Here is an 18429-nt window from a genome sequence, read left to right on the forward strand (position 1 = left end):
TATGATGGGACCACTAAATTTCGTCAAGCATATACTTATTTGTATTATATTCCCACATCTATTTTGAAGATAGGAGGAAGGTTTATTGACAATACATGTAGCAATTATATTGCCGTTTTTGATGGCGTTTATTATTTCGATAATAAATAAGAAATTCACAAAAATACATATTGGTTGGCTCGCTTTGACAGTTCCAATCATCGTCTTCATCATACTTGCTAGACTAATTCCAATCATAGCAAGTGGCAACCCTTATACGCATACTTATCAGTGGATTCCATCTTTAGACATCAATTTTACGACGTACCTAGATGGTCTTAGTATGATTTTTGGTCTTTTAATCTCTGGAATAGGGAGTTTGGTTGTTCTATACTCCATTTTCTATTTATCTTCAAAAGAATCCCTACAACATTTTTACTGCTATTTACTTCTTTTTATGGGCGCTATGCTAGGCGTCGTATTTTCAGATAATCTCATGGTATTGTATGCATTTTGGGAATTAACAAGTGTGTCCTCTTTTCTATTAATCTCATTCTGGCATCATAGAAAAGCATCTCGTGCGGGTGCTCAAAAATCAATGTTAATCACTGTTACAGGTGGAGTGTCGATGTTAGTTGGATTTATTATGCTGCATATGATGACAGATTCTTATAGTGTGCATGAAATCATCCATCAAATAGAGCATATTTCTGAACATGAATTATTTATTCCAGCGATGATACTTATTCTTTTAGGTGCATTTACAAAATCAGCACAATTTCCGTTTCATATATGGCTACCTGATGCGATGGAAGCACCAACACCAGTTAGTGCATATTTACATTCAGCGACTATGGTAAAGGCAGGGATTTATCTTGTTGCACGTTTGTCCCCAATTTTCGGTGGAGAAATGCTATGGTTTTGGATTGTAACGACGGTAGGACTAATAACTCTATTCTGGGGATCATTTAATGCTGTGAAACAGACTGACTTAAAAGCTTTATTAGCATTTTCAACAGTTAGTCAGTTAGGGCTTATTATGAGTTTGGTCGGTATGGGTTCTGTTGCATATGCACTCGATTTTGAAGCGGATACGGTTATTTATACGCAGGCAACTTTCGCAGCTTTATTCCATTTGATCAACCATTCTACATTTAAAGGTGCGTTATTTATGATGGTAGGGATTGTGGACCATGAAGTTGGTACAAGGGATATTCGACGATTAGGCGGATTAATGTCCATTATGCCACTAACATTTACTGTAGCTGTTATTGGCAGTCTTTCCATGGCAGGAATGCCACCATTTAATGGTTTTTTAAGTAAGGAGCTGTTTTTCGCTGCTGTACTCCATATAAAAGATCTGAATCTATTTTCTATAAGTAGTGTCGGAATTCTATTTCCTGTTATTGCTTGGATAGCTAGTGTGTTTACGTTTATCTACTGTATGATAATCATTTTTAAAGCTTTTTTAGGAAGACCGTTAATTCAGAAAGTAGAGAGGCCTGTTCATGAGGCTCCTTTTCCTTTACTTGTCGCTCCATTTATTCTTTGCATAATGGTAATTAGTCTATTCTTTTTTCCAAATACATTAGGAAAGTATATTTTAAAGCCAGCGATGGTAAGTATTTATCCTAATTTAGCACCAGCTCAAAAACTAACACCTGAAATTCATGCTTGGCATGGTATTAATACAGAAATACTAATGACCATTGCAGTCATTTTGATAGGAACGATATTGTATCGTTTGTTAGGAAAATGGATGGGGATATATCGTTTTTATCCACCAAATTGGTCTTTGAATGCGTTATATGTCAACGTTATTTCTGGTTCTGAAAGTCTAAGTAATAAAGTGACAAATAGCTATATGACAGGATTGCTAAGGCACTATGCTTTTTATATTTATAGTTTCTTTATTTTTTCGGTTGGGGTTTTCTTTTTCTATAGTGGTGCCTTTTCATTTAGCACAGAGAATAACGCATCTATTGAGTGGTATGAATGGATTTTGATTGGTGTGATGTTATTAGCTGCTATTTCCATACTATTTGTGAAATCACGCATCACCGCTGTTATTTTAAATGGTGTATTAGGTTTTGGCGTTACTTTCTTTTTTGTCTTATTTAGGGCACCTGACTTAGCTTTAACACAACTTGTTGTGGAGTCTGTTACGACCGTATTGTTCTTACTTTGTTTTTATTACTTACCGGAGTGGAGTACAGAGAAATTATCAATCTCTACGAAAATATCGAATAGTATTATTTCAATTACTGTAGGAGCATTAGTAGTGGTTATTTCATTGGCAGTACTAAACTTTGATAAGTTTGAGAGAATATCTAAATACTTTGAAGATGCATACAATCTAGCTGGTGGTGCAAATATTGTGAACACCATATTAGGTGATTTTCGTGGGTTTGATACTATGTTAGAAGTGGTTGTCCTCTTTATAGCTGGACTTGGTGTATATACATTGATCAAGTTTAAAGCGAAAAAAGGAGGGACCGATTTTGAAGACTAACGATGTCATTTTAAAAACAGTAACAAAAGTTGTTGTATTTATCATTTTAACGATGGCCGTCTATTTATTTTTTTCAGGTCATTATTCTCCTGGAGGGGGATTTATCGGAGGACTAGTATTAGCTTCAGCTATCGTTTTGATGTATTTAGCAGCAGGTATAGAAATAGTTCATAAAGGGATGCCTTTTGATTTTAAGATCATTGCTGCTATCGGTGTATTATTGGCAACTGGAACTGGATTTGCTTCTGTATTATTTGGTCAAGACTTTCTAACTCAAGCTGCGATAGCAGTACATTTTCCGCTTATAGGTGAAAAAGAGTTGGCAAGTGTAGTGCTGTTTGAAGCGGGCGTTACGTTAACGGTAGTTGGTGTTGTAGTAACAATCATTTTGAATATTAGTGAAGGTGGTGAGTAGTGATGGAGACAATGATGATTTTATTAATCGGTGTACTAGTTTCAGTTGCTACTTATTTAATTCTTTCAAAAAATGTGATTCGAGTTATTTTAGGGACTGCAATATTGTCTCATGCAGTTCATTTACTTATTTTAACGATTGCAGGCGTTAAAAAAGGTAATGTACCTCTTTTAAAAGAAGCAGAAAGTCCCTATACAGATGCTCTTCCACAAGCATTAATTTTAACAGCCATTGTAATTAGCTTTGCTGTGACAGCATTTGTGTTAGTTCTTGCCTTTAGAATTTATCAAACAAGTAAATCTGATGATTTTGAAAGTTTAAGGGGGCAAAAGTATGAATAATTTAGTTGTTATGCCTCTCGTTGTCCCTATTATGATAGGAATTGTTCTAGTATTTCTTAAAAATCATATCCGAGTACAAAGAGCTCTTAGTTTGATAACAATGCTGTCCCTTATTTTCATCAGTATTGTTCTATTGGAGAATATTCAAGCAAGTGGCATTATGCGTTTGGATTTTGGTGGTTGGCTACCGCCTTATGGTATTTCATTTGTTGCTGATTCCTTTGCCATTTTACTTGTTTTAATCGCTAGTATTGTTACATTAATTTGTTTAATATATGCCTATTCATCTATAGGGGAAAGACATGAGAAGATGTATTTTTACCCATTTGTTCTTTTTATGATTGCAGGGGTAAATGGTTCGTTTATGACAGGAGACATCTTTAATCTGTTTGTTTGTTTTGAAGTAATGTTATTAGCGTCTTATGCATTAATCGCACTAGGTGGTAACAAGAAACAACTTAGAGAGTCTTTAAAGTATGTCCTGATTAATGTCCTCGCTTCATGGTTTTTCCTTGTAGCACTAGCCTTTTTATATGGCACCTTAGGAACACTCAATATGGCTCATCTTTCTGTTCGCGTTGCTGAGGAGGGACAGGATGCACTTCTTACAACCATTAGTTTGCTATTTTTAGTTGTTTTTGCTTTAAAGGCTGGCTTATTATTATTCTTTTGGTTGCCAGGTTCATATAGTGTGCCACCAACTGCAGTTGCAGCATTGTTTGGAGCGTTATTAACGAAGGTGGGTATTTATGCTTTGATTCGAATGTTTACATTGGTTTTCTATCATAAGCCAGAAGTGACACATATATTAATCGAAGGAATGTCTGTAGTTACCATAATAGCAGGGTGTTTAGGAGCAATTGCGTATAAAGATTTAAGACAGGTTGTTGCTTACAATGTTGTTATTGGTGTTGGATTCGTTTTAATGGGTCTTGGGGTAGCAACAGATTCTTCGTTACAAGGTTCGATCTATTATTTAATGCATGACATGATTGCGAAGGCTATGCTATTTCTTATTGTTGGTACGATGATTAACTTAACAGGTGAGAAAAGATTTGATCGGATGAGTGGGCTAATTAGACATTATCCGTTATTCGGTTGGCTCTTTTTTATCGTTATGATATCGCTTGCTGGTATTCCACCATTCAGTGGATTTGTCGGGAAAATATTGATAGGACAAGGATTAATAGAAGCAGAATCCTATGTTGTGTTAGCCATTGCATTTTTTTCTAGTGTTGTTGTGTTGTACTCATTATTGCGTGTGTTTCTACAAGCAATATTTGGCGAAACTTCTGTTAGTATTGGTGACGAAAAACCTCTTCCAAAGGGGCAATTAATACCTATTTTGTTACTTGCATGTTGCACATTTGGATTAGGATTTGGTGCAGAGGGTTTTTCAAGTTTTGTGGAGGATGCTACTAAAACTATTGTAAATCCGGAAATCTATATTCAGGCAGTATTAGAAAAATAGAGAAGAGGTGAACGTGTGCCAACACAGTTTCTATTAAATATTTTTATAGCAGTACTTTGGATGCTTTTAAAGGATGAAAATGAAGCACATTTTACAACGTTCTTTACCGGATTTTTAATTGGAATTTTGATTTTATATTTAATGCACCGATTTTTCGGTATGCAGTTTTATTTAAAGAGGATTTTTGCTGTTGGAAAATTAGTATCGATATTTGTATGGGAATTAATCTTATCTAGCTTGCTTGTGCTACGCCAAATATGTAGCCCAAAACTTAATATTACACCTGGTATTTTTACTTATAAAACTGCTTTGCAAGGTGAGGGTGAAATTACAACATTAGCTCTTCTTTTAACATTGACTCCTGGCTCTGTCGTAATGGAAGTTTCACCAAATGGAAGGAAATTTTATATTCACGCTATGGACATTGAAAAATCGAAAGGTTCTGTACTCCGCTCGATAGAAAACTTTGAAAAGGTCATTATGGAGGTGACCCGAAAATGACAGAGAAAATCTTGATCTTATCTTTAGTGTTATTTTCAATCACGATTATAGTTGCCCTTTTTAGAATTATTAGAGGCCCTTCTATGCCTGATCGCGTTGTGGCGCTAGACATGATTGGCGTTACATTATTATCGATGATTGCAATTGTATCAATTCTACTTAAAACAAAAGCCTTTTTAGAAGTTATTTTAATATTAGGGATTTTATCATTTATCGGTACCATTGCCTTTTCAAAGTATTTGGAGAGGGGGAAAATTATTGAGCGTAAATCCGATTCTTGAATGGACAGGTGTTTTGCTGATTTTAGTTGGAAGTTTGATGAGTGTTGTAAGTGCGTTCGGAATTATTCGTTTACCAGATATTTATACTCGATCACATGCAGCAACAAAAAGTTCGACATTAGCTGTCCTACTATCCTTACTAGGAGCCTTTCTGTATTTTTGGGCGCATGATGGATTTTTTAGCATTCGAATTTTGCTAGGTATTCTTTTTGTTTTTTTAACAGCGCCAGTCGCAGGGCATCTTATATGCAGAGCAGCTTATCGTTCAGGAGTAAAGCTAGCAGAGGGGTCTGGTGATGATGAATTGCATCATGTGCTGTTTCCAGATAAAAAAGACGATGATAGTAGTAATCGTTCATCAACCATTACAAAAGAAGAGTCTCTTCTATAAGGGGAGGCTTATTTTTATAGCAGATTACTTCATAGTAAAAGACTTGCCTCAGTCGCTATTTTGTATAAAAGTACTTAGAAATTAAAATGAATGGACGATATTTTAAAGGTATAGGGACCTAACAATTTCTAGACATAAGAGTATAAAAATTTACATATATATTTCATCGCTTTTTATGTGCAAAAATCATTTTATTTGTAAGGAAAATGCTAAATGATAAAATAATGATTAGAATAAAGCTGGAAGGGGAAATTATAAAATGAGACTGGCTGTTTTGGGTGCAACGGGAAGAGTCGGTGGAGAAATTGTCCGAATGGCACTACAAGATGGACACAAAGTTACCGCTCTTGTCCGCACTCCTCGCACTCCGTCAAAACTAGAAGAACATAACCATTTAGCCATTTTGCAAGGAAATGCTTTGAGTATAGAAGATGTTGAGCAGACCATTATTGATGCAGATATCGTGATTAGTGCTTTAAATGCAAATGGTACAACCACATTATCTGAAAGTATTCCACATATTATTTTGTCCATGAAGAAACATGATATAAAAAGAATCGTCACTATAGGCACGGCAGGTATTTTAGATAGCCGTATAGAATCTGGAAAGTTTCGTTTTCAAACAAGTGAATCTAAACAGAAAAAGACATTTGCTGCAGAAGAGCATGCAAAGATTTTTCAAATGCTAAAGAAATCAGATTTAGACTGGACAATTGTTTGTCCAACATATTTACCGGATGGGGAAGAAACCGGAAAATATAGAATAGAAAAAAATCAGCTACCTCTTAATGGACAAAAAATTACAGTAGGTGATACTGCGAGATTTGCCTATGAAGAATGTTTTAAAAAACAATTTTTACACACAAGAGTAGGAATTGCATATTAGTGAACGAAAGCAAATGGGAATGAGGAAAACACATGAAAAAAAGACATAAAGCTGCAATGGTCGCATTGTCTTTAGGATTTGCCTTAGTTAAATTTACAAAAGATAAAGATACTAAACAAACATTATTGAATGCTGTTCATCAACAAGATGTATATGCGGTAAAAAAGCTAATTCGTTCCGGAGCAGATTTAGATCAAAGAAATGAAAGAGGACGAACTCCACTGATGATTGCTACATATAATAATGATGTGGAAATTGCTAAAATTCTTATTGCAACAGGTGCCGATGTGAATATTCAAGATGATATGCATAATACACCATTTCTATATGCCGCTGCAGAAGGTTATTTGGATATTCTTAAATTATCGACAAAAGCGGGTGCTAATCCAACCAGTACTGATCGATATGGAAACACAGCGCTAATACCAGCAGCTGAACATGGTGATATTCATGTTTTGCGTTGGTTATTAAATGAGACAACAATAGATGTTAATCACATTAATAACTTAGGATGGACAGCGTTACTAGAAGCAGTTATCTTAGGTGATGGCAGTAAGAAATATCAAGAATGTGTCCAATTATTATTGCAACATAAAGCAAATCCAAATATTGCAGACAAAGATGATGTCACACCACTTGAACATGCAGAAAAATTAGGATTTAAAGAAATCGAATACTTATTAAAAAATTCAGTTACTAAAAATATTTATTGATGATAAGAAAAAATATAAATGCCTCTTCAACAAGCTTATCTTAGTTGAAGTAGGCATTTTTTATTTAGCTGATATGTGGTTATATGTATGCAGAATAGTGAAAATATCGTGAAAATTGCTAGTTTTTTAATTTGAATGTATAAAATTCTCTAGTTTAATACAATAATTATTGATAGAATATCCATAATGATTAATAGATTTGGTCTGTAACATTACAAAGGGGGCCCTTACAAATTATGAGGGAACATGATCATTGGCCTTTATCTCCACTGTCTATCGATAAATTGAGTATCGAAAATGAAAGAACGAATTCAAATAGTAATTTAAATTTTGAAATAATAGAAAAACTAAAAGAACAATATAAAAAATATATTGAAAAGAAAAAACCTCAGCATTTCTCCGCAAATAAGTGGATGAAGGTTCAAGCACTCACTCAAAGTGAAATTGAAACGAATGGATTACCAAAGGATATATTTTGGAAGATGGTTGAATTTAATGTGAGTGCGCGAGGTGGTGTTTCTTTTGAAAGAATTGCCGCTATTAGCGAACATATTAACTATCTAGCATCTGAATATATTACGTATAAAGCAAGGATTGAACGTGATTTTGATGGTGAAGAAAAAACAACGCATCTTGAAAAACTAAATAAGATTTTTGGGCGTGGATTTGATCGCCTTTCAAATGCTTACGTAGATACAGTAGGTACGTTCTTTGAACTAAATGAAATTGATGGAGAAAAAGAATTACTTCGTCAATCAATTCGAGCTTTATATGAACGTAAGATTCAGCAATATGATCAGTTTATCAATATTAATCCAGATTATGCCTATATTCAAGGGACAAAAGATGAATGGTTGGAAAGAGATTCTTACTTTATGGGTGATATTCTACGTTTAGCCGTTTCAAAAATTTATACACAATGTATATACTTGCCTGAAGGATTATACACAACGCTAGATCTCGCAGCTGCAGGAGCTTTTTATCAATCAGCGTTTAGATGGCTCATTAACCAAAAATCAACGGCAATTAGCGAAGAACAGTTAGGGATAGAGCTAGGCTATTTAGGCATGAAATTAGAAATTTTGTTGCGTAAGGATGGATTATCTCCAAAGTTGAAAGAAAAACTTATAAAAGTATATCAGTCCTTTACTAAGTATAAGATTGAAGATATTAATAAACGACAAGAAGAGGCTAAGCATTATCCTTATTCACGCCAAAATACAAAGTATGCAAAGTTAGATGAAAATGTTGTTTTATATTGGGCGAATAGAATGCGTAGCCAAATACAAGAAGAGAATATTGAAATAATCTTTTTAGATGTAATACCGAGCGCTTTTGAAGAATTTCAAAAGAAGGTAGAAGCAGGAAGTTTGCTCGAACGTTATCAGGAACAAAATGATTGGGATGAATTTTATTTGGATGCAGAGTCTATTACGTATCCTGCAGGAAAACCTGATGTCTTCCACTTCTACACGATGATCGAAGATTGGAATCTTTTTATCACAAACATAATATCTGAGCCGTCCATGATTTTCTCACCAGGTAGTATAACTGACTAATCTAGGAGACAACGTTTCTATTTGAACTGTGAGTGCACAAAGTGTATTCACAGTTTTTTAGTATAATTGTACATGTACATACACTAATATCTGTGGGATGAAGAAATTCCCACAGATGAGAGGTTCACTTTACATTAATATTCTTATCATTTCTTCTAATAGTTCTTCAGCTGAAATAGTAGGTTCACCGCCACCTTGTACAAAGCTATCACTACCGCCACCTTTACCCTTGATGATTGGAAGAATCGTATTGGTGATTCTTTTCATACTATCAGTTGGCGCTGATTGTCCTTTTGCTGCCACGAATTGTACCCTATCTGTTTGCTCTGAAACGAATAACACTGTACTTTTTTCATCTGCTGCAACGATTGCGCGCGCCAATTGTTGAAGTTCTTGCACGGAGCGAGAAGTGAATATCTTATGGATTAGGTGATTAGATGCTAGATGTAATAATTCTTTAGCCTCGAAGGATAAAATTCTTGCATGTGCATCTGCTAATGACTTTTCAAGTGACTTTTGCGTTTGCAAAAGCTTTGTTACTGCTCGAGCTGCTTCTTCTTCTGGTGCATTCACGAGGCGAGCTGTTTCAGATAATTCTTTTTTTCGCCAATGAAGTTCTTGAAGTACACGACTACCACAGACAAAATGTACACGAGTCTTTTTCTTTTGTTTTTCAGTTGCTATTATTTTAATTGCTTGAACTTGTCCAGTCGAAGTTGGGTGAGTACCTCCGCAGCCGTTGTAATCATAATCAGGGATAATAACAAGGCGAATTTCCCCTGTGACTGCTACAGCTTTTCGTAACGTATAGTTTGCAAGTTCGTCTTGGGTTACCCATTTTGTTTTCATGGGGCGGTTTTCTAAAATGATTTCGTTCGCTCTTTTTTCAACAAAGGCAAGTTCCTGGTCAGATAGATTAGGTACATCAATATCGATTGTTACAGTTTCAGTTCCAAGGTGAAAGCTTACTGTTGGATAGTTTAAGATCTCAACAAAAGCCGCTGTTAAAATATGTTGCCCAGCATGTTGTTGCATATGATCAAAGCGACGTTTCCAATCTAATACGCCATGTACTTTTTTAGTACCCTCTGGTAATAGTTCATCTACATAATGTCGAATCTCATCATCAATTCTTTCTACATCAATGACTTTAACATTATTTAACATACCTGTATCATGAGGCTGCCCACCACCAGTCGGATAGAAAGCAGTATTATCTAAAACAATATATTTTCGTCCATCTACATCTATTTGTTGTGATTGAATAGTTGCGTCAAATTCTTTCATCATCACATCTTGATAATAGAAAAGCTCTTGCATCTTCCAACACTCCTTATCTTTTTGCTCATTTTCATCATAAAACTTTACTAATTGCCAATTTCCTATATTATAAAGTAATGAAAGATGTAAAAGGAGCGATATTATTGGATATTTTAGCATATACAATGGAGGAAATCTTAGATCCGACTCATATAATTGAAGGTCAGCGTTATGAATTTGTTTTGGATATTAATGTTGATGATGAGGATGAACTTTATACAGAAGGTGGCCTTGAAATCCGCGTTATTATTGCCAAAAAAGATGAAGAAATTTCATTAGCTAATTACTTTATCACAGCTAAAGCAGATGAAAAACTATTAGACTTTGCATTGGAAGACGATGAAGAAGAATTGATTTTAAACTTTTGTAAAGATCGTATTGCAGCCGGAGAATAAAAATCAAACGGCTATATGCTTTAGTGAATAGACATTCGGGAATACTCAAGTGTAGGATTTCTGGATGTCTATTTCCGTTCAAATGTTTGTTAAGGGAGATGTAAGAAATGGATACGTATATCCAACCAATTTATGCAGCAATCATTGTGTTTGTTTTGTTGGCAGTTGTCATTTGGATTCCGTGGCTTATTTATACATATCGAAAATATGGATTTATGCCATTATCTACGACAATCATTTCATTTTCATTTGTTTTCTATTTTTTATCAGCCTTATTTCTCGTTCTTTTACCATTGCCAGCAATTCGTGATACTTGTTCGATGCAAGAGCCAGGAACACAACATTATTCATTCGTCCCATTTCGTTTTGTATCGGAAATTTTCGACAGTGGTAATATCGTTTGGTCTAAACCCGGGACGTACATGAACTTATTTACACAATCCGCTTTTTATCAAGCATTTTTCAACTTTTTGTTGTTAATGCCATTAGGCGTTTATTTGCGCTATTTTTTAAAGGAAAAGAAAAAATGGGGGAAAGCGTTAGGGATTACATTCCTTGTAACATTATTTTATGAAATAACACAGGTAACCGGCATTTATGGTTATTATAATTGTGCTTATAGAATTTTTGATGTGGACGATTTAATACTAAATACATTAGGTGGGATTGTTGGCTTTTTCATTGCTCCTGCAGTGTTAGCATTTTTCCCGTCAAAAGAAAGAATACATGAAAAAGCAGATCGCTTATTAAAATTAGATGAAGTCAAACCGATGGCTGTATTACTAGCAATGATTGTTGATTTGTTTGTCTCAGACTTATTGGCACAAACATTCTTGGATATTACGAGTACAAATGATATCAATGAATTTCTTATTCGGTCTGTCTCTTACTTTTTCTTCTTCTTTGTTATACCAATGATATGGAATGGTCGAACGATAGGAACATATATACTGCGTTTCCGATATGATAGTAAAATTAGTAAGATGACTACAATAAGCCGTCTTTTTAAACGATTTGCTGCAATATATGTGACATTTTTTGTAACATTCGTGGTGAATGTCTTAAATCAATCACAAATCTCAATGGCATCACCTTATTATCATGTATCGGTATTCCTTCCACTAGGGATAAACTTATTGTATTTCATCTTAACAATTGTTCTATTTATCCATATAATGTTGGTTGTATTCGGAAAAGGAAAACGTCGATTTTATTTTGATGAGGCATCTGACTTGTACACGACCAGAAAAAATTAGTTCGATAGTTCTTACAAATATTGTATTTTGTATTAGTTGGTGCTACTATAAAAGCAGTTCTTTTTAAAGGAGGAATCTAAATGTCTGCATTATTTTGTAATGCATACTCTAATGCACGAAACTTCATGGTCAAGGAAATCTCCATCGAAGTTTTATAGAATATTCATGTTGGATCATTTCTTTAGGCCATAAAACCAAAAACAAAAAGCCTAAAAAATTGGAGTGATTTCAATGGAAAAACAAACAATTCAACCTTTCTTATCCGTAGCAAATTATCATTTAATCGAACAACAGATGAATAAGCTTCTAAATGCTTATAATACAACAAAGGATCGCAATGTATTACTTGCTGTTAAAGGGCTTGTTGAAACAGAAATTGAAAAAAATATTCAACCATCCGATGTTCAATTAACTGTAATTGAGCAATTATATAAGATGACAGATCGAACACAAGCTGAATTATATTTGGAGAGCTTAAAACCTTTTGTCATACCTTTTAAAAAAGTAACGACCAGTAATTTAAAGAGTCTTTTTAAAAAGGAAAAGAAATTAAAATTACCCAACATAGAATCTATTGATTTTCGTCATATATGTTATTTTACGTGGCACGATGCCAGCACACATCGAAAATATATCGTTGTTGAACAACAAGGCAAGCTAAAGGCTATTAAAGGCCAGGTAGAAGCAAATACGATTAAAGGAATTTGTGCAATATGTCATCATCATTCCGATGTTAGTTTGTTCACAACAACGAAAAAGGGGAAAGCTATCGATACGTTTAAAAAGCATAGTAATTATATTTGTTCGGACAGTGAAAGTTGTAATCGGAATATTGCCGATTATACAAGAGTCAATGACTTTTTTGAGCGAGTAACAGAGTGATATGCTTTAGCGTTTTAGAACAAGTAAAATTAGTATTAATAAGCGCTTGATCTCCGAAAATAAAAAAACAGGGCCCATGAAATGTTTTTCATGGGCCCTGTTCTTTTTATTTAGAATTATGTTAGGTTTTTGAAAAAGGAAAAGGCGGTTCCTATTATAGCTCCTAGGTAGATTAGACATAAATCATGAAGTTTTTAACTCTAATCTTCTTGCTACAATGGATAGAACGTAATTGACAACCCAGTACATTAATGCTGCAAGTATGAAAATAGGAATGATAAAGTTGACATTTTGTGCATTAATCACTTGTGCATTATGCATCAGTTCCGGTAGAGCGATAACCACTGCTAATGATGTATCTTTTAATAGTGATATAAATTGACTGACAATTGGTGGGACCATTCTTCGTAATGCTTGCGGTAAAACAATATGCCATAATGTTTGAACATAAGTCAAACCCGAAGAACGTCCAGCTTCAATTTGCCCTTTATCAATAGAGTTCAAGCCACTACGAATAATTTCTGAAATCATTGCAGCCTCAAAAATTGTTAGTGCCACAATAGCAGCCATTTCAATACTCATCTCAATACCGATTTCCGGTAAAGCAAAAAAGGTAAAGAAGATAATTAAAAGTAGCGGCAAGTTTCGAATTACTTCAACGATGACAGCGAACACTTGAGAAACCACAGGTATTTTCGTATAGCGAATCACACCAACAATTGCTGCAATAACAAAACTAGCAATAATTGATATAACAGCAATTTTTAAAGTAATTAGAAAACCATCGAACAAGAACTTTAAATGATCTGGAGTATAAGCACCAGTAAAATCCATAGACTCGCCCTCCTTTAATTGCTCTTTGCAAGGCGTTTTTCTAAATAGTTAACACCAGTGCTAAGAGGTATAGTTAGAACTAGATAAAATAATGCAACGAAAATGTAAACATCGAACGTAACAAAAGTTCTAGTAGAGATTAAATCAGCTTGATACATTAAATCCCCGGCAGCTAGAATTGTTAAAATAGATGAGTTTTTAACAAGATTGATAAATTGGTTACCAAGAGGTGGAATAACAATTTTAATCGCTTGTGGTAAAACAACAAGATTCATCGTTTGAATATATGTTAAACCTGAGGATCTAGCTGCCTCTGTTTGCCCTTTAGGTACAGATAAAATACCAGCTCGGACAGCTTCTGCTATAAAAGCAGATGTGTAAATAATAAGTGCTAACGTTCCCGCTTTAAAACCATCTAATTGTATACCAATTGTAGGTAGGGCCGTAAATAAGAAAAATGCAATAATTAATAACGGAATATTACGGAAAAACTCAACATAAATCGTTCCAATCCAATTTAAAGGTTTAAAAGGCGCGATTCGAAAGACAGCTAAGATCGTTCCAAATACAAAACTTCCAATAAGGCCAATTACACTTATATAAATCGTGTTTATAAAGCCTTCTATGTACATATCCCAATTTTCGGTCAAAATTGAAAAGTCGAGCATTCTGGTCACTCCTTACTCAATACGTGTAGTTTAAATTCTAAGCAGTAATACCAAGAAGGAACGGGCAGTAACAACCTAATATCTAATTACATCCATTAGAATAGGTGACTGCCCGTTAAAATTTTCATGGCCATATTTATGCGTCTTTTATAGAGCCATTAGTAAAGATTCTTTAATAAGTAAAACTTTATGAATGAATAGGATTAGTTACTTGTTTTAATCCACTTTTTATAAAGTTCATCGTATTTACCGTTACTTTGTAACTCTTTTAATGCATCATTAATCGCTTTAACTAACTCTGGGCTATCTTTTTTCACAGCAATACCATAAGGTTCATCCGTGAAGATGTCCCCAACCACTTGATAGTTCGGATCTTCGTCTACCATACCGTAAAGAATGGCGTTATCTGTTGTTAACGTATCACCTTGTTTCGCTTTTAAAGCGGTAAAAGCTTCAGCATAGTTTTCAAATTCTAAAACTGTTGCATCGGGTGCTTTTTCGCGAATATTAACAGCTGAAGTCGAACCCTTTACAGCAAGAACCTTTGTCCCTTTTTTAATATCTTTAATACTTTTAATTGGACTCCCTTTTTTAACAAGTAGAGCTTGACCCGCTTTGAAATAGACATCAGAAAAGTCTACTTCTTGTTTACGCTCTTCAGTTATTGTCATCGTAGCAACAATAGCGTCAATATCGCCTTTTTGTAACATAGGTATACGCGTCTTTGAAGTTACTTCTTTAAACTCCGCTTTGGATTCATCACCTAAAATAATCTTTGTGATTTCTTTAGCGATATCAATATCGAATCCTTCAATATTACCAGTTTTAGGATCCTTTAAACCAAATAAGCGGGTATCATTCTTTACACCAAATACAATTTTATCTTTTTCTTTAATGGCTTCTAGTGAATTTTTACTTTCTTTTGAACCACTACCACTGCCTGATTCAGAATCATCCTTAGTACCACAAGCTGCTAACATAAGAACTGAAAGCATTGCTAAAAGTAACACTGTTAATAAACTTTTTTTCTTTTTGAACATCCATTTCTCCCCCTCAATTTACATTAATGATTTAAAATCCGACTAAGGAATAACTTAGCGCGTTCTTCCTTTGGTTCTTGGTAGAACGTTGTCGGATTTGCATCCTCAAGTATTTGACCCTTATCGACAAAAATAATGCGATCGGCCACTTCTTTTGCAAAGCCCATTTCGTGTGTGACAACAACCATTGTCATGCCTTCTTTCGCTAAATGTTTCATAACATCTAGAACTTCCCCAATCATCTCTGGGTCGAGTGCAGATGTAGGTTCATCAAAAAGCATAATTTCTGGATGCATCGCAAGTCCTCGGGCAATAGCGACACGTTGTTGCTGACCACCTGAAAGTTGTGATGGATAAGCATCTGCTTTTTCTGGGATTCCTACTTTTTCTAAATAGGCTAATGCTGTTTTTTTTGCTTCTTCTTTTGATTGGCCAAGTGCCTTAACAGGTGCCAACATAATATTTTCTAGTACCGTTTTATGTGGATAAAGGTAAAAGTGTTGAAATACCATACCAATTTTACGACGTAGTTTGTTAATATCTGTTTTTTTATCGTGTAATTCGACACCATTAATCGTTAATGACCCATCAGAGATTGTTTCTAAACGATTCATACAACGAAGAAGTGTACTTTTACCAGAACCAGATGGTCCAATGATGACTACAACCTCACCTTTGTTAATAGTGAGATTAATATCTTTTAATACTTGGAAATCTCCGTAATACTTATTCACATTTTTAAACTCAATCATGGTGAATCCCCCTAACAAACGAAGACAGAATATTTCGATATTTTTTGGTAGTTCACGAACATATTACGAAAGTCCATCCACCTTTTACAGTATTTGTGTTTCTATAATCATAGCGTATTGTATATTTATAGCGCAAGGAAATTATATAAAAATATTTAAAAAATTGATATATTTTACTTTTTAGTAAAATGTGTAGTTTGGAGAATTATTGATAAATTAAGTGATTTATAGCAATTTTTAGAATAGATAAGAAGATATAAAATGTTTACGTAAAAGTACTATTAGCAAATTAGTGTATAACTATTAAAACTTAGAAAGATGATTTTTTCTTTTTTAGCAAATATAGAGGTGAATGTGTGTATAAATATACACTTGAACGAATATAATCAGCTTTAGAGATGTAAATATTTTTGAAGTGTAAGAGAAAGAGGGAATGATCCTGTGCATAACTAAAATAATCTTGTGAATAAAATCTAGTCCATACCTTGAAATTTGACTTTACAGTGAGGAAGAGAGAAATATTCTGTCAAGAAGTTATACTTTATACACAGATGACTAAAAACTTATGCACAAACTGTTCGTAACAAGTGATTAAAAATAAGTTAATCACTTGTTATCCACAATTTTTGAGGAGCTCTATACATTATCGAATTCTATATTGTGAATAATCTAACCGATAAATGAATAAGCTGAAAGTGTTTGATTTCTGAATCTTTTTTTCATGGGAGACGTAGATTTAGGTAAGAAACAATTATGAGGAGGAAAGTTTTATGTTAAAAAAATTAGCATCTGATGCCTTAGGATTATCTGATATTGGAATCGTCGTACCGAAAGAGGAATTTGATAAAACTGAATCTGATGATTTTGTTATGCATGAATCAGGAGAAGTTGTTTACTTCTTGATCAAAACAAAGTCAGATGAATATTGCTTTACAAACCAAGCACTCATCCATGTTGATGGAGATTCCGCTCTTAGTAAAAAACGTCTATTAAAACGTTATGATTATGAGCATAGTACAATTTCTGATGTAATGTTAGAAACGGCAGGTACTATAGATCTTGATATTGAAATTAAGTTCACCATTGATAACATACCTATGTCAATTGATATTCATAAAAAGTTTGATACCGAAATAAAAGATCTATATAAAGCATTGCATGCAATTTCAGTAGAGATGCTTCATAATAAGAAAAACCTTGAAATAGCGCAAAATAGCTTAAGTTACGCTGCGCAATCTATTGGAAAAATAGAAGCTAAAGATGTGACACCTGCACAATCTTTTGAACAGATTACAAAATTCGCAAACGATTGGGTTTTAAAAAACAAAGAACAATATTTGAGAAAAGATTATAGTGATGTATTTGAATTATATATTAATGAATAGCAGAAGAGATTGCCTTACCCGTAGAAAGTATTTGCCGCAGTAAGGACCAGTTAAAAAAACAAAGCATCAAAAATTTTACGATTATAAAATTTTTGATGCTTTTTATTTGCCAAAAAAGTTTTTTCTATAGCACTCAATATCTTTCTATAAAAAAAGAGCCTTCAGCTACCTGCTGAAGACCCAAAATTAGGTTTATACTCACACGAAGTTCGATATTTTATCTTTAAATAAAATACCGAACTTTTAGGATTCTAACATACTATTAAATAACGTTCAAGCTTTTTAATAATATTGACAAAACTTTAGGGGAAATTAACATTTAACCCATTGGATTTCAATTTACCTGGTGGTTTCACTCTTTGGTTTTTCATAACTAAATACAGCTACAATGATATAAAGCATTAAGAAAAGAATGATAGATCCACTCCAAGTAACATTAATTCGATTAAAGCCTGCAACAATAAATTTTTTGAAAATCATAACACTTACTGCGTATTGAGCAATAGAACTAATCGTATCGATAAATTTGGTTAATTTCAAATTAAAACTTGCGATGATAAAAAGACAAACGAAATCTAATAAAACAATCATAGAAAAAATTAATAATATAAACCAACCAAAATAGAAAAAGTTTTGATAGCCTTTTTCAAAGATTTCGATATTAGCTAGATTAAACTTAGCCATTATAGTATACAAGCCATAAAATCCGAAGTAAGGAACAGTTATAGCCAAAGTAAGGATAATACTAATAAGTGCTATAAGCAGTAGCAAAGCTGGCCATCCGGAAACGTGAACTTTAATTTTTTTATTTCTAAACATGGAAACTCCTTCTTCACCTATATGATAGG

Annotated in this window: 20 protein-coding genes; 14 read left to right on the forward strand and 6 right to left on the reverse strand. The window is 33.9% G+C overall.

Features of this window, described 5'->3' with window-relative positions; all coding sequences use genetic code 11:
* The first annotated feature begins 85 nt into the window (after positions 1 to 85).
* The 10 genes from CW357_RS12395 (at position 86) to CW357_RS12440 (ending at position 9049) form a co-directional block, all read left to right on the forward strand.
* The gene (locus CW357_RS12395) at positions 86 to 2491 is read left to right on the forward strand and encodes a Na+/H+ antiporter subunit A (protein ID WP_119416290.1); all 2406 of its coding nucleotides are present in this window, start codon (positions 86 to 88) and stop codon (positions 2489 to 2491) included.
* Positions 2481 to 2906 carry a Na(+)/H(+) antiporter subunit B gene (locus CW357_RS12400; protein ID WP_119416289.1) on the forward strand — a complete coding sequence of 142 codons (426 nt, stop codon included), beginning with the start codon at positions 2481 to 2483 and terminating at the stop codon, positions 2904 to 2906. The genes CW357_RS12395 and CW357_RS12400 overlap by 11 nt, the downstream gene beginning before the upstream one ends.
* A 2-nt stretch (positions 2907 to 2908) precedes the next feature.
* Entirely contained in the window at positions 2909 to 3247 is a 339-nt protein-coding gene (locus tag CW357_RS12405; protein ID WP_119416288.1) for a Na(+)/H(+) antiporter subunit C, read from the forward strand.
* On the forward strand, positions 3240 to 4718 hold the full coding sequence (locus CW357_RS12410) for a Na+/H+ antiporter subunit D (RefSeq protein WP_119416287.1): 1479 nt from the start codon (positions 3240 to 3242) through the stop codon (positions 4716 to 4718). Before CW357_RS12405 ends, CW357_RS12410 begins: the two co-directional genes overlap by 8 nt.
* Positions 4719 to 4733: 15 nt before the next feature.
* Entirely contained in the window at positions 4734 to 5219 is a 486-nt protein-coding gene (locus CW357_RS12415) for a Na+/H+ antiporter subunit E (protein WP_119416286.1), read from the forward strand.
* Positions 5216 to 5500: a Na(+)/H(+) antiporter subunit F1 gene (locus CW357_RS12420; protein ID WP_119416285.1), complete on the forward strand. Its 285-nt coding sequence runs from the start codon at positions 5216 to 5218 to the stop codon at positions 5498 to 5500. The genes CW357_RS12415 and CW357_RS12420 overlap by 4 nt, the downstream gene beginning before the upstream one ends.
* Positions 5478 to 5891 carry a Na+/H+ antiporter subunit G gene (locus tag CW357_RS12425; RefSeq protein ID WP_119416284.1) on the forward strand — a complete coding sequence of 138 codons (414 nt, stop codon included), beginning with the start codon at positions 5478 to 5480 and terminating at the stop codon, positions 5889 to 5891. The genes CW357_RS12420 and CW357_RS12425 overlap by 23 nt, the downstream gene beginning before the upstream one ends.
* Before the next feature lie 259 nt (positions 5892 to 6150).
* Complete coding sequence (locus tag CW357_RS12430; RefSeq protein WP_119416283.1) at positions 6151 to 6777, forward strand: NAD(P)-dependent oxidoreductase; 627 nt, start codon at positions 6151 to 6153, stop codon at positions 6775 to 6777.
* Between the two features lie 32 nt (positions 6778 to 6809).
* Positions 6810 to 7490 (forward strand): ankyrin repeat domain-containing protein, encoded by a 681-nt coding sequence (locus CW357_RS12435; RefSeq protein WP_119416282.1) that lies wholly within the window; start codon positions 6810 to 6812, stop codon positions 7488 to 7490.
* 236 nt (positions 7491 to 7726) lie between these two features.
* Entirely contained in the window at positions 7727 to 9049 is a 1323-nt protein-coding gene (locus CW357_RS12440) for a hypothetical protein (RefSeq protein WP_119416281.1), read from the forward strand.
* A gap of 129 nt (positions 9050 to 9178) precedes the next feature.
* Here CW357_RS12440 and CW357_RS12445 read toward each other — a convergent pair whose 3' ends face one another.
* Complete coding sequence (locus CW357_RS12445) at positions 9179 to 10489, reverse strand: alanyl-tRNA editing protein (protein ID WP_124218218.1); 1311 nt, start codon at positions 10487 to 10489, stop codon at positions 9179 to 9181.
* Here CW357_RS12445 and CW357_RS12450 point away from each other — a divergent pair.
* From CW357_RS12450 to CW357_RS12460, 3 genes are all read left to right on the forward strand, one after another.
* Positions 10474 to 10764: a DUF6509 family protein gene (locus tag CW357_RS12450; protein WP_119416278.1), complete on the forward strand. Its 291-nt coding sequence runs from the start codon at positions 10474 to 10476 to the stop codon at positions 10762 to 10764. The two genes, CW357_RS12445 and CW357_RS12450, sit on opposite strands and share 16 nt — an antisense overlap.
* A gap of 107 nt (positions 10765 to 10871) precedes the next feature.
* On the forward strand, positions 10872 to 12020 hold the full coding sequence (locus CW357_RS12455; RefSeq protein ID WP_119416277.1) for a VanZ family protein: 1149 nt from the start codon (positions 10872 to 10874) through the stop codon (positions 12018 to 12020).
* A gap of 231 nt (positions 12021 to 12251) precedes the next feature.
* Positions 12252 to 12902 carry a FusB/FusC family EF-G-binding protein gene (locus CW357_RS12460; RefSeq protein WP_119416276.1) on the forward strand — a complete coding sequence of 217 codons (651 nt, stop codon included), beginning with the start codon at positions 12252 to 12254 and terminating at the stop codon, positions 12900 to 12902.
* A 183-nt stretch (positions 12903 to 13085) separates the two neighbouring features.
* Here CW357_RS12460 and CW357_RS12465 read toward each other — a convergent pair whose 3' ends face one another.
* The 4 genes from CW357_RS12465 to CW357_RS12480 all read right to left on the reverse strand — a co-directional run bounded on the left by CW357_RS12465 (position 13086) and on the right by CW357_RS12480 (position 16196).
* Positions 13086 to 13736 carry an amino acid ABC transporter permease gene (locus CW357_RS12465; RefSeq protein ID WP_119416275.1) on the reverse strand — a complete coding sequence of 217 codons (651 nt, stop codon included), beginning with the start codon at positions 13734 to 13736 and terminating at the stop codon, positions 13086 to 13088.
* 14 nt (positions 13737 to 13750) lie between these two features.
* Entirely contained in the window at positions 13751 to 14404 is a 654-nt protein-coding gene (locus CW357_RS12470) for an amino acid ABC transporter permease (protein WP_119416274.1), read from the reverse strand.
* A gap of 203 nt (positions 14405 to 14607) precedes the next feature.
* Positions 14608 to 15399 carry a transporter substrate-binding domain-containing protein gene (locus CW357_RS12475; protein WP_369973802.1) on the reverse strand — a complete coding sequence of 264 codons (792 nt, stop codon included), beginning with the start codon at positions 15397 to 15399 and terminating at the stop codon, positions 14608 to 14610.
* Positions 15400 to 15467: 68 nt separating this feature from the next.
* Entirely contained in the window at positions 15468 to 16196 is a 729-nt protein-coding gene (locus CW357_RS12480) for an amino acid ABC transporter ATP-binding protein (protein ID WP_119416272.1), read from the reverse strand.
* Between the two features lie 770 nt (positions 16197 to 16966).
* Here CW357_RS12480 and CW357_RS12485 point away from each other — a divergent pair.
* Positions 16967 to 17581 (forward strand): PH domain-containing protein, encoded by a 615-nt coding sequence (locus tag CW357_RS12485; protein WP_119416271.1) that lies wholly within the window; start codon positions 16967 to 16969, stop codon positions 17579 to 17581.
* 339 nt (positions 17582 to 17920) lie between these two features.
* Here the strand turns inward: CW357_RS12485 and CW357_RS12490 are convergent, their stop codons facing one another.
* On the reverse strand, positions 17921 to 18400 hold the full coding sequence (locus CW357_RS12490; protein ID WP_119416270.1) for a hypothetical protein: 480 nt from the start codon (positions 18398 to 18400) through the stop codon (positions 17921 to 17923).
* Between the last annotated feature and the right edge of the window lie 29 nt (positions 18401 to 18429).

The sequence above is a fragment of the Rummeliibacillus sp. TYF005 genome, from assembly GCF_003844195.1.
Lineage (GTDB): Bacteria > Bacillota > Bacilli > Bacillales_A > Planococcaceae > Rummeliibacillus.

Excerpts from the sequence above, each read along its gene's own strand:
- CW357_RS12480 (WP_119416272.1), bottom strand. The coding sequence starts at position 16,196 with ATGATTGAGTTTAAAAATGTGAATAAGTATTACGGAGATTTCCAAGTA.
- CW357_RS12475 (WP_369973802.1), bottom strand. The coding sequence starts at position 15,399 with ATGCTTTCAGTTCTTATGTTAGCAGCTTGTGGTACTAAGGATGATTCT.
- CW357_RS12465 (WP_119416275.1), bottom strand. The coding sequence starts at position 13,736 with ATGGATTTTACTGGTGCTTATACTCCAGATCATTTAAAGTTCTTGTTC.
- CW357_RS12455 (WP_119416277.1), top strand. The coding sequence starts at position 10,872 with ATGGATACGTATATCCAACCAATTTATGCAGCAATCATTGTGTTTGTT.
- CW357_RS12440 (WP_119416281.1), top strand. The coding sequence starts at position 7,727 with ATGAGGGAACATGATCATTGGCCTTTATCTCCACTGTCTATCGATAAA.
- CW357_RS12410 (WP_119416287.1), top strand. The coding sequence starts at position 3,240 with ATGAATAATTTAGTTGTTATGCCTCTCGTTGTCCCTATTATGATAGGA.
- CW357_RS12470 (WP_119416274.1), bottom strand. The coding sequence starts at position 14,404 with ATGCTCGACTTTTCAATTTTGACCGAAAATTGGGATATGTACATAGAA.
- CW357_RS12435 (WP_119416282.1), top strand. The coding sequence starts at position 6,810 with ATGAAAAAAAGACATAAAGCTGCAATGGTCGCATTGTCTTTAGGATTT.
- CW357_RS12490 (WP_119416270.1), bottom strand. The coding sequence starts at position 18,400 with ATGTTTAGAAATAAAAAAATTAAAGTTCACGTTTCCGGATGGCCAGCT.
- CW357_RS12460 (WP_119416276.1), top strand. The coding sequence starts at position 12,252 with ATGGAAAAACAAACAATTCAACCTTTCTTATCCGTAGCAAATTATCAT.
- CW357_RS12485 (WP_119416271.1), top strand. The coding sequence starts at position 16,967 with ATGTTAAAAAAATTAGCATCTGATGCCTTAGGATTATCTGATATTGGA.
- CW357_RS12420 (WP_119416285.1), top strand. The coding sequence starts at position 5,216 with ATGACAGAGAAAATCTTGATCTTATCTTTAGTGTTATTTTCAATCACG.
- CW357_RS12405 (WP_119416288.1), top strand. The coding sequence starts at position 2,909 with ATGGAGACAATGATGATTTTATTAATCGGTGTACTAGTTTCAGTTGCT.
- CW357_RS12430 (WP_119416283.1), top strand. The coding sequence starts at position 6,151 with ATGAGACTGGCTGTTTTGGGTGCAACGGGAAGAGTCGGTGGAGAAATT.
- CW357_RS12445 (WP_124218218.1), bottom strand. The coding sequence starts at position 10,489 with ATGCTAAAATATCCAATAATATCGCTCCTTTTACATCTTTCATTACTT.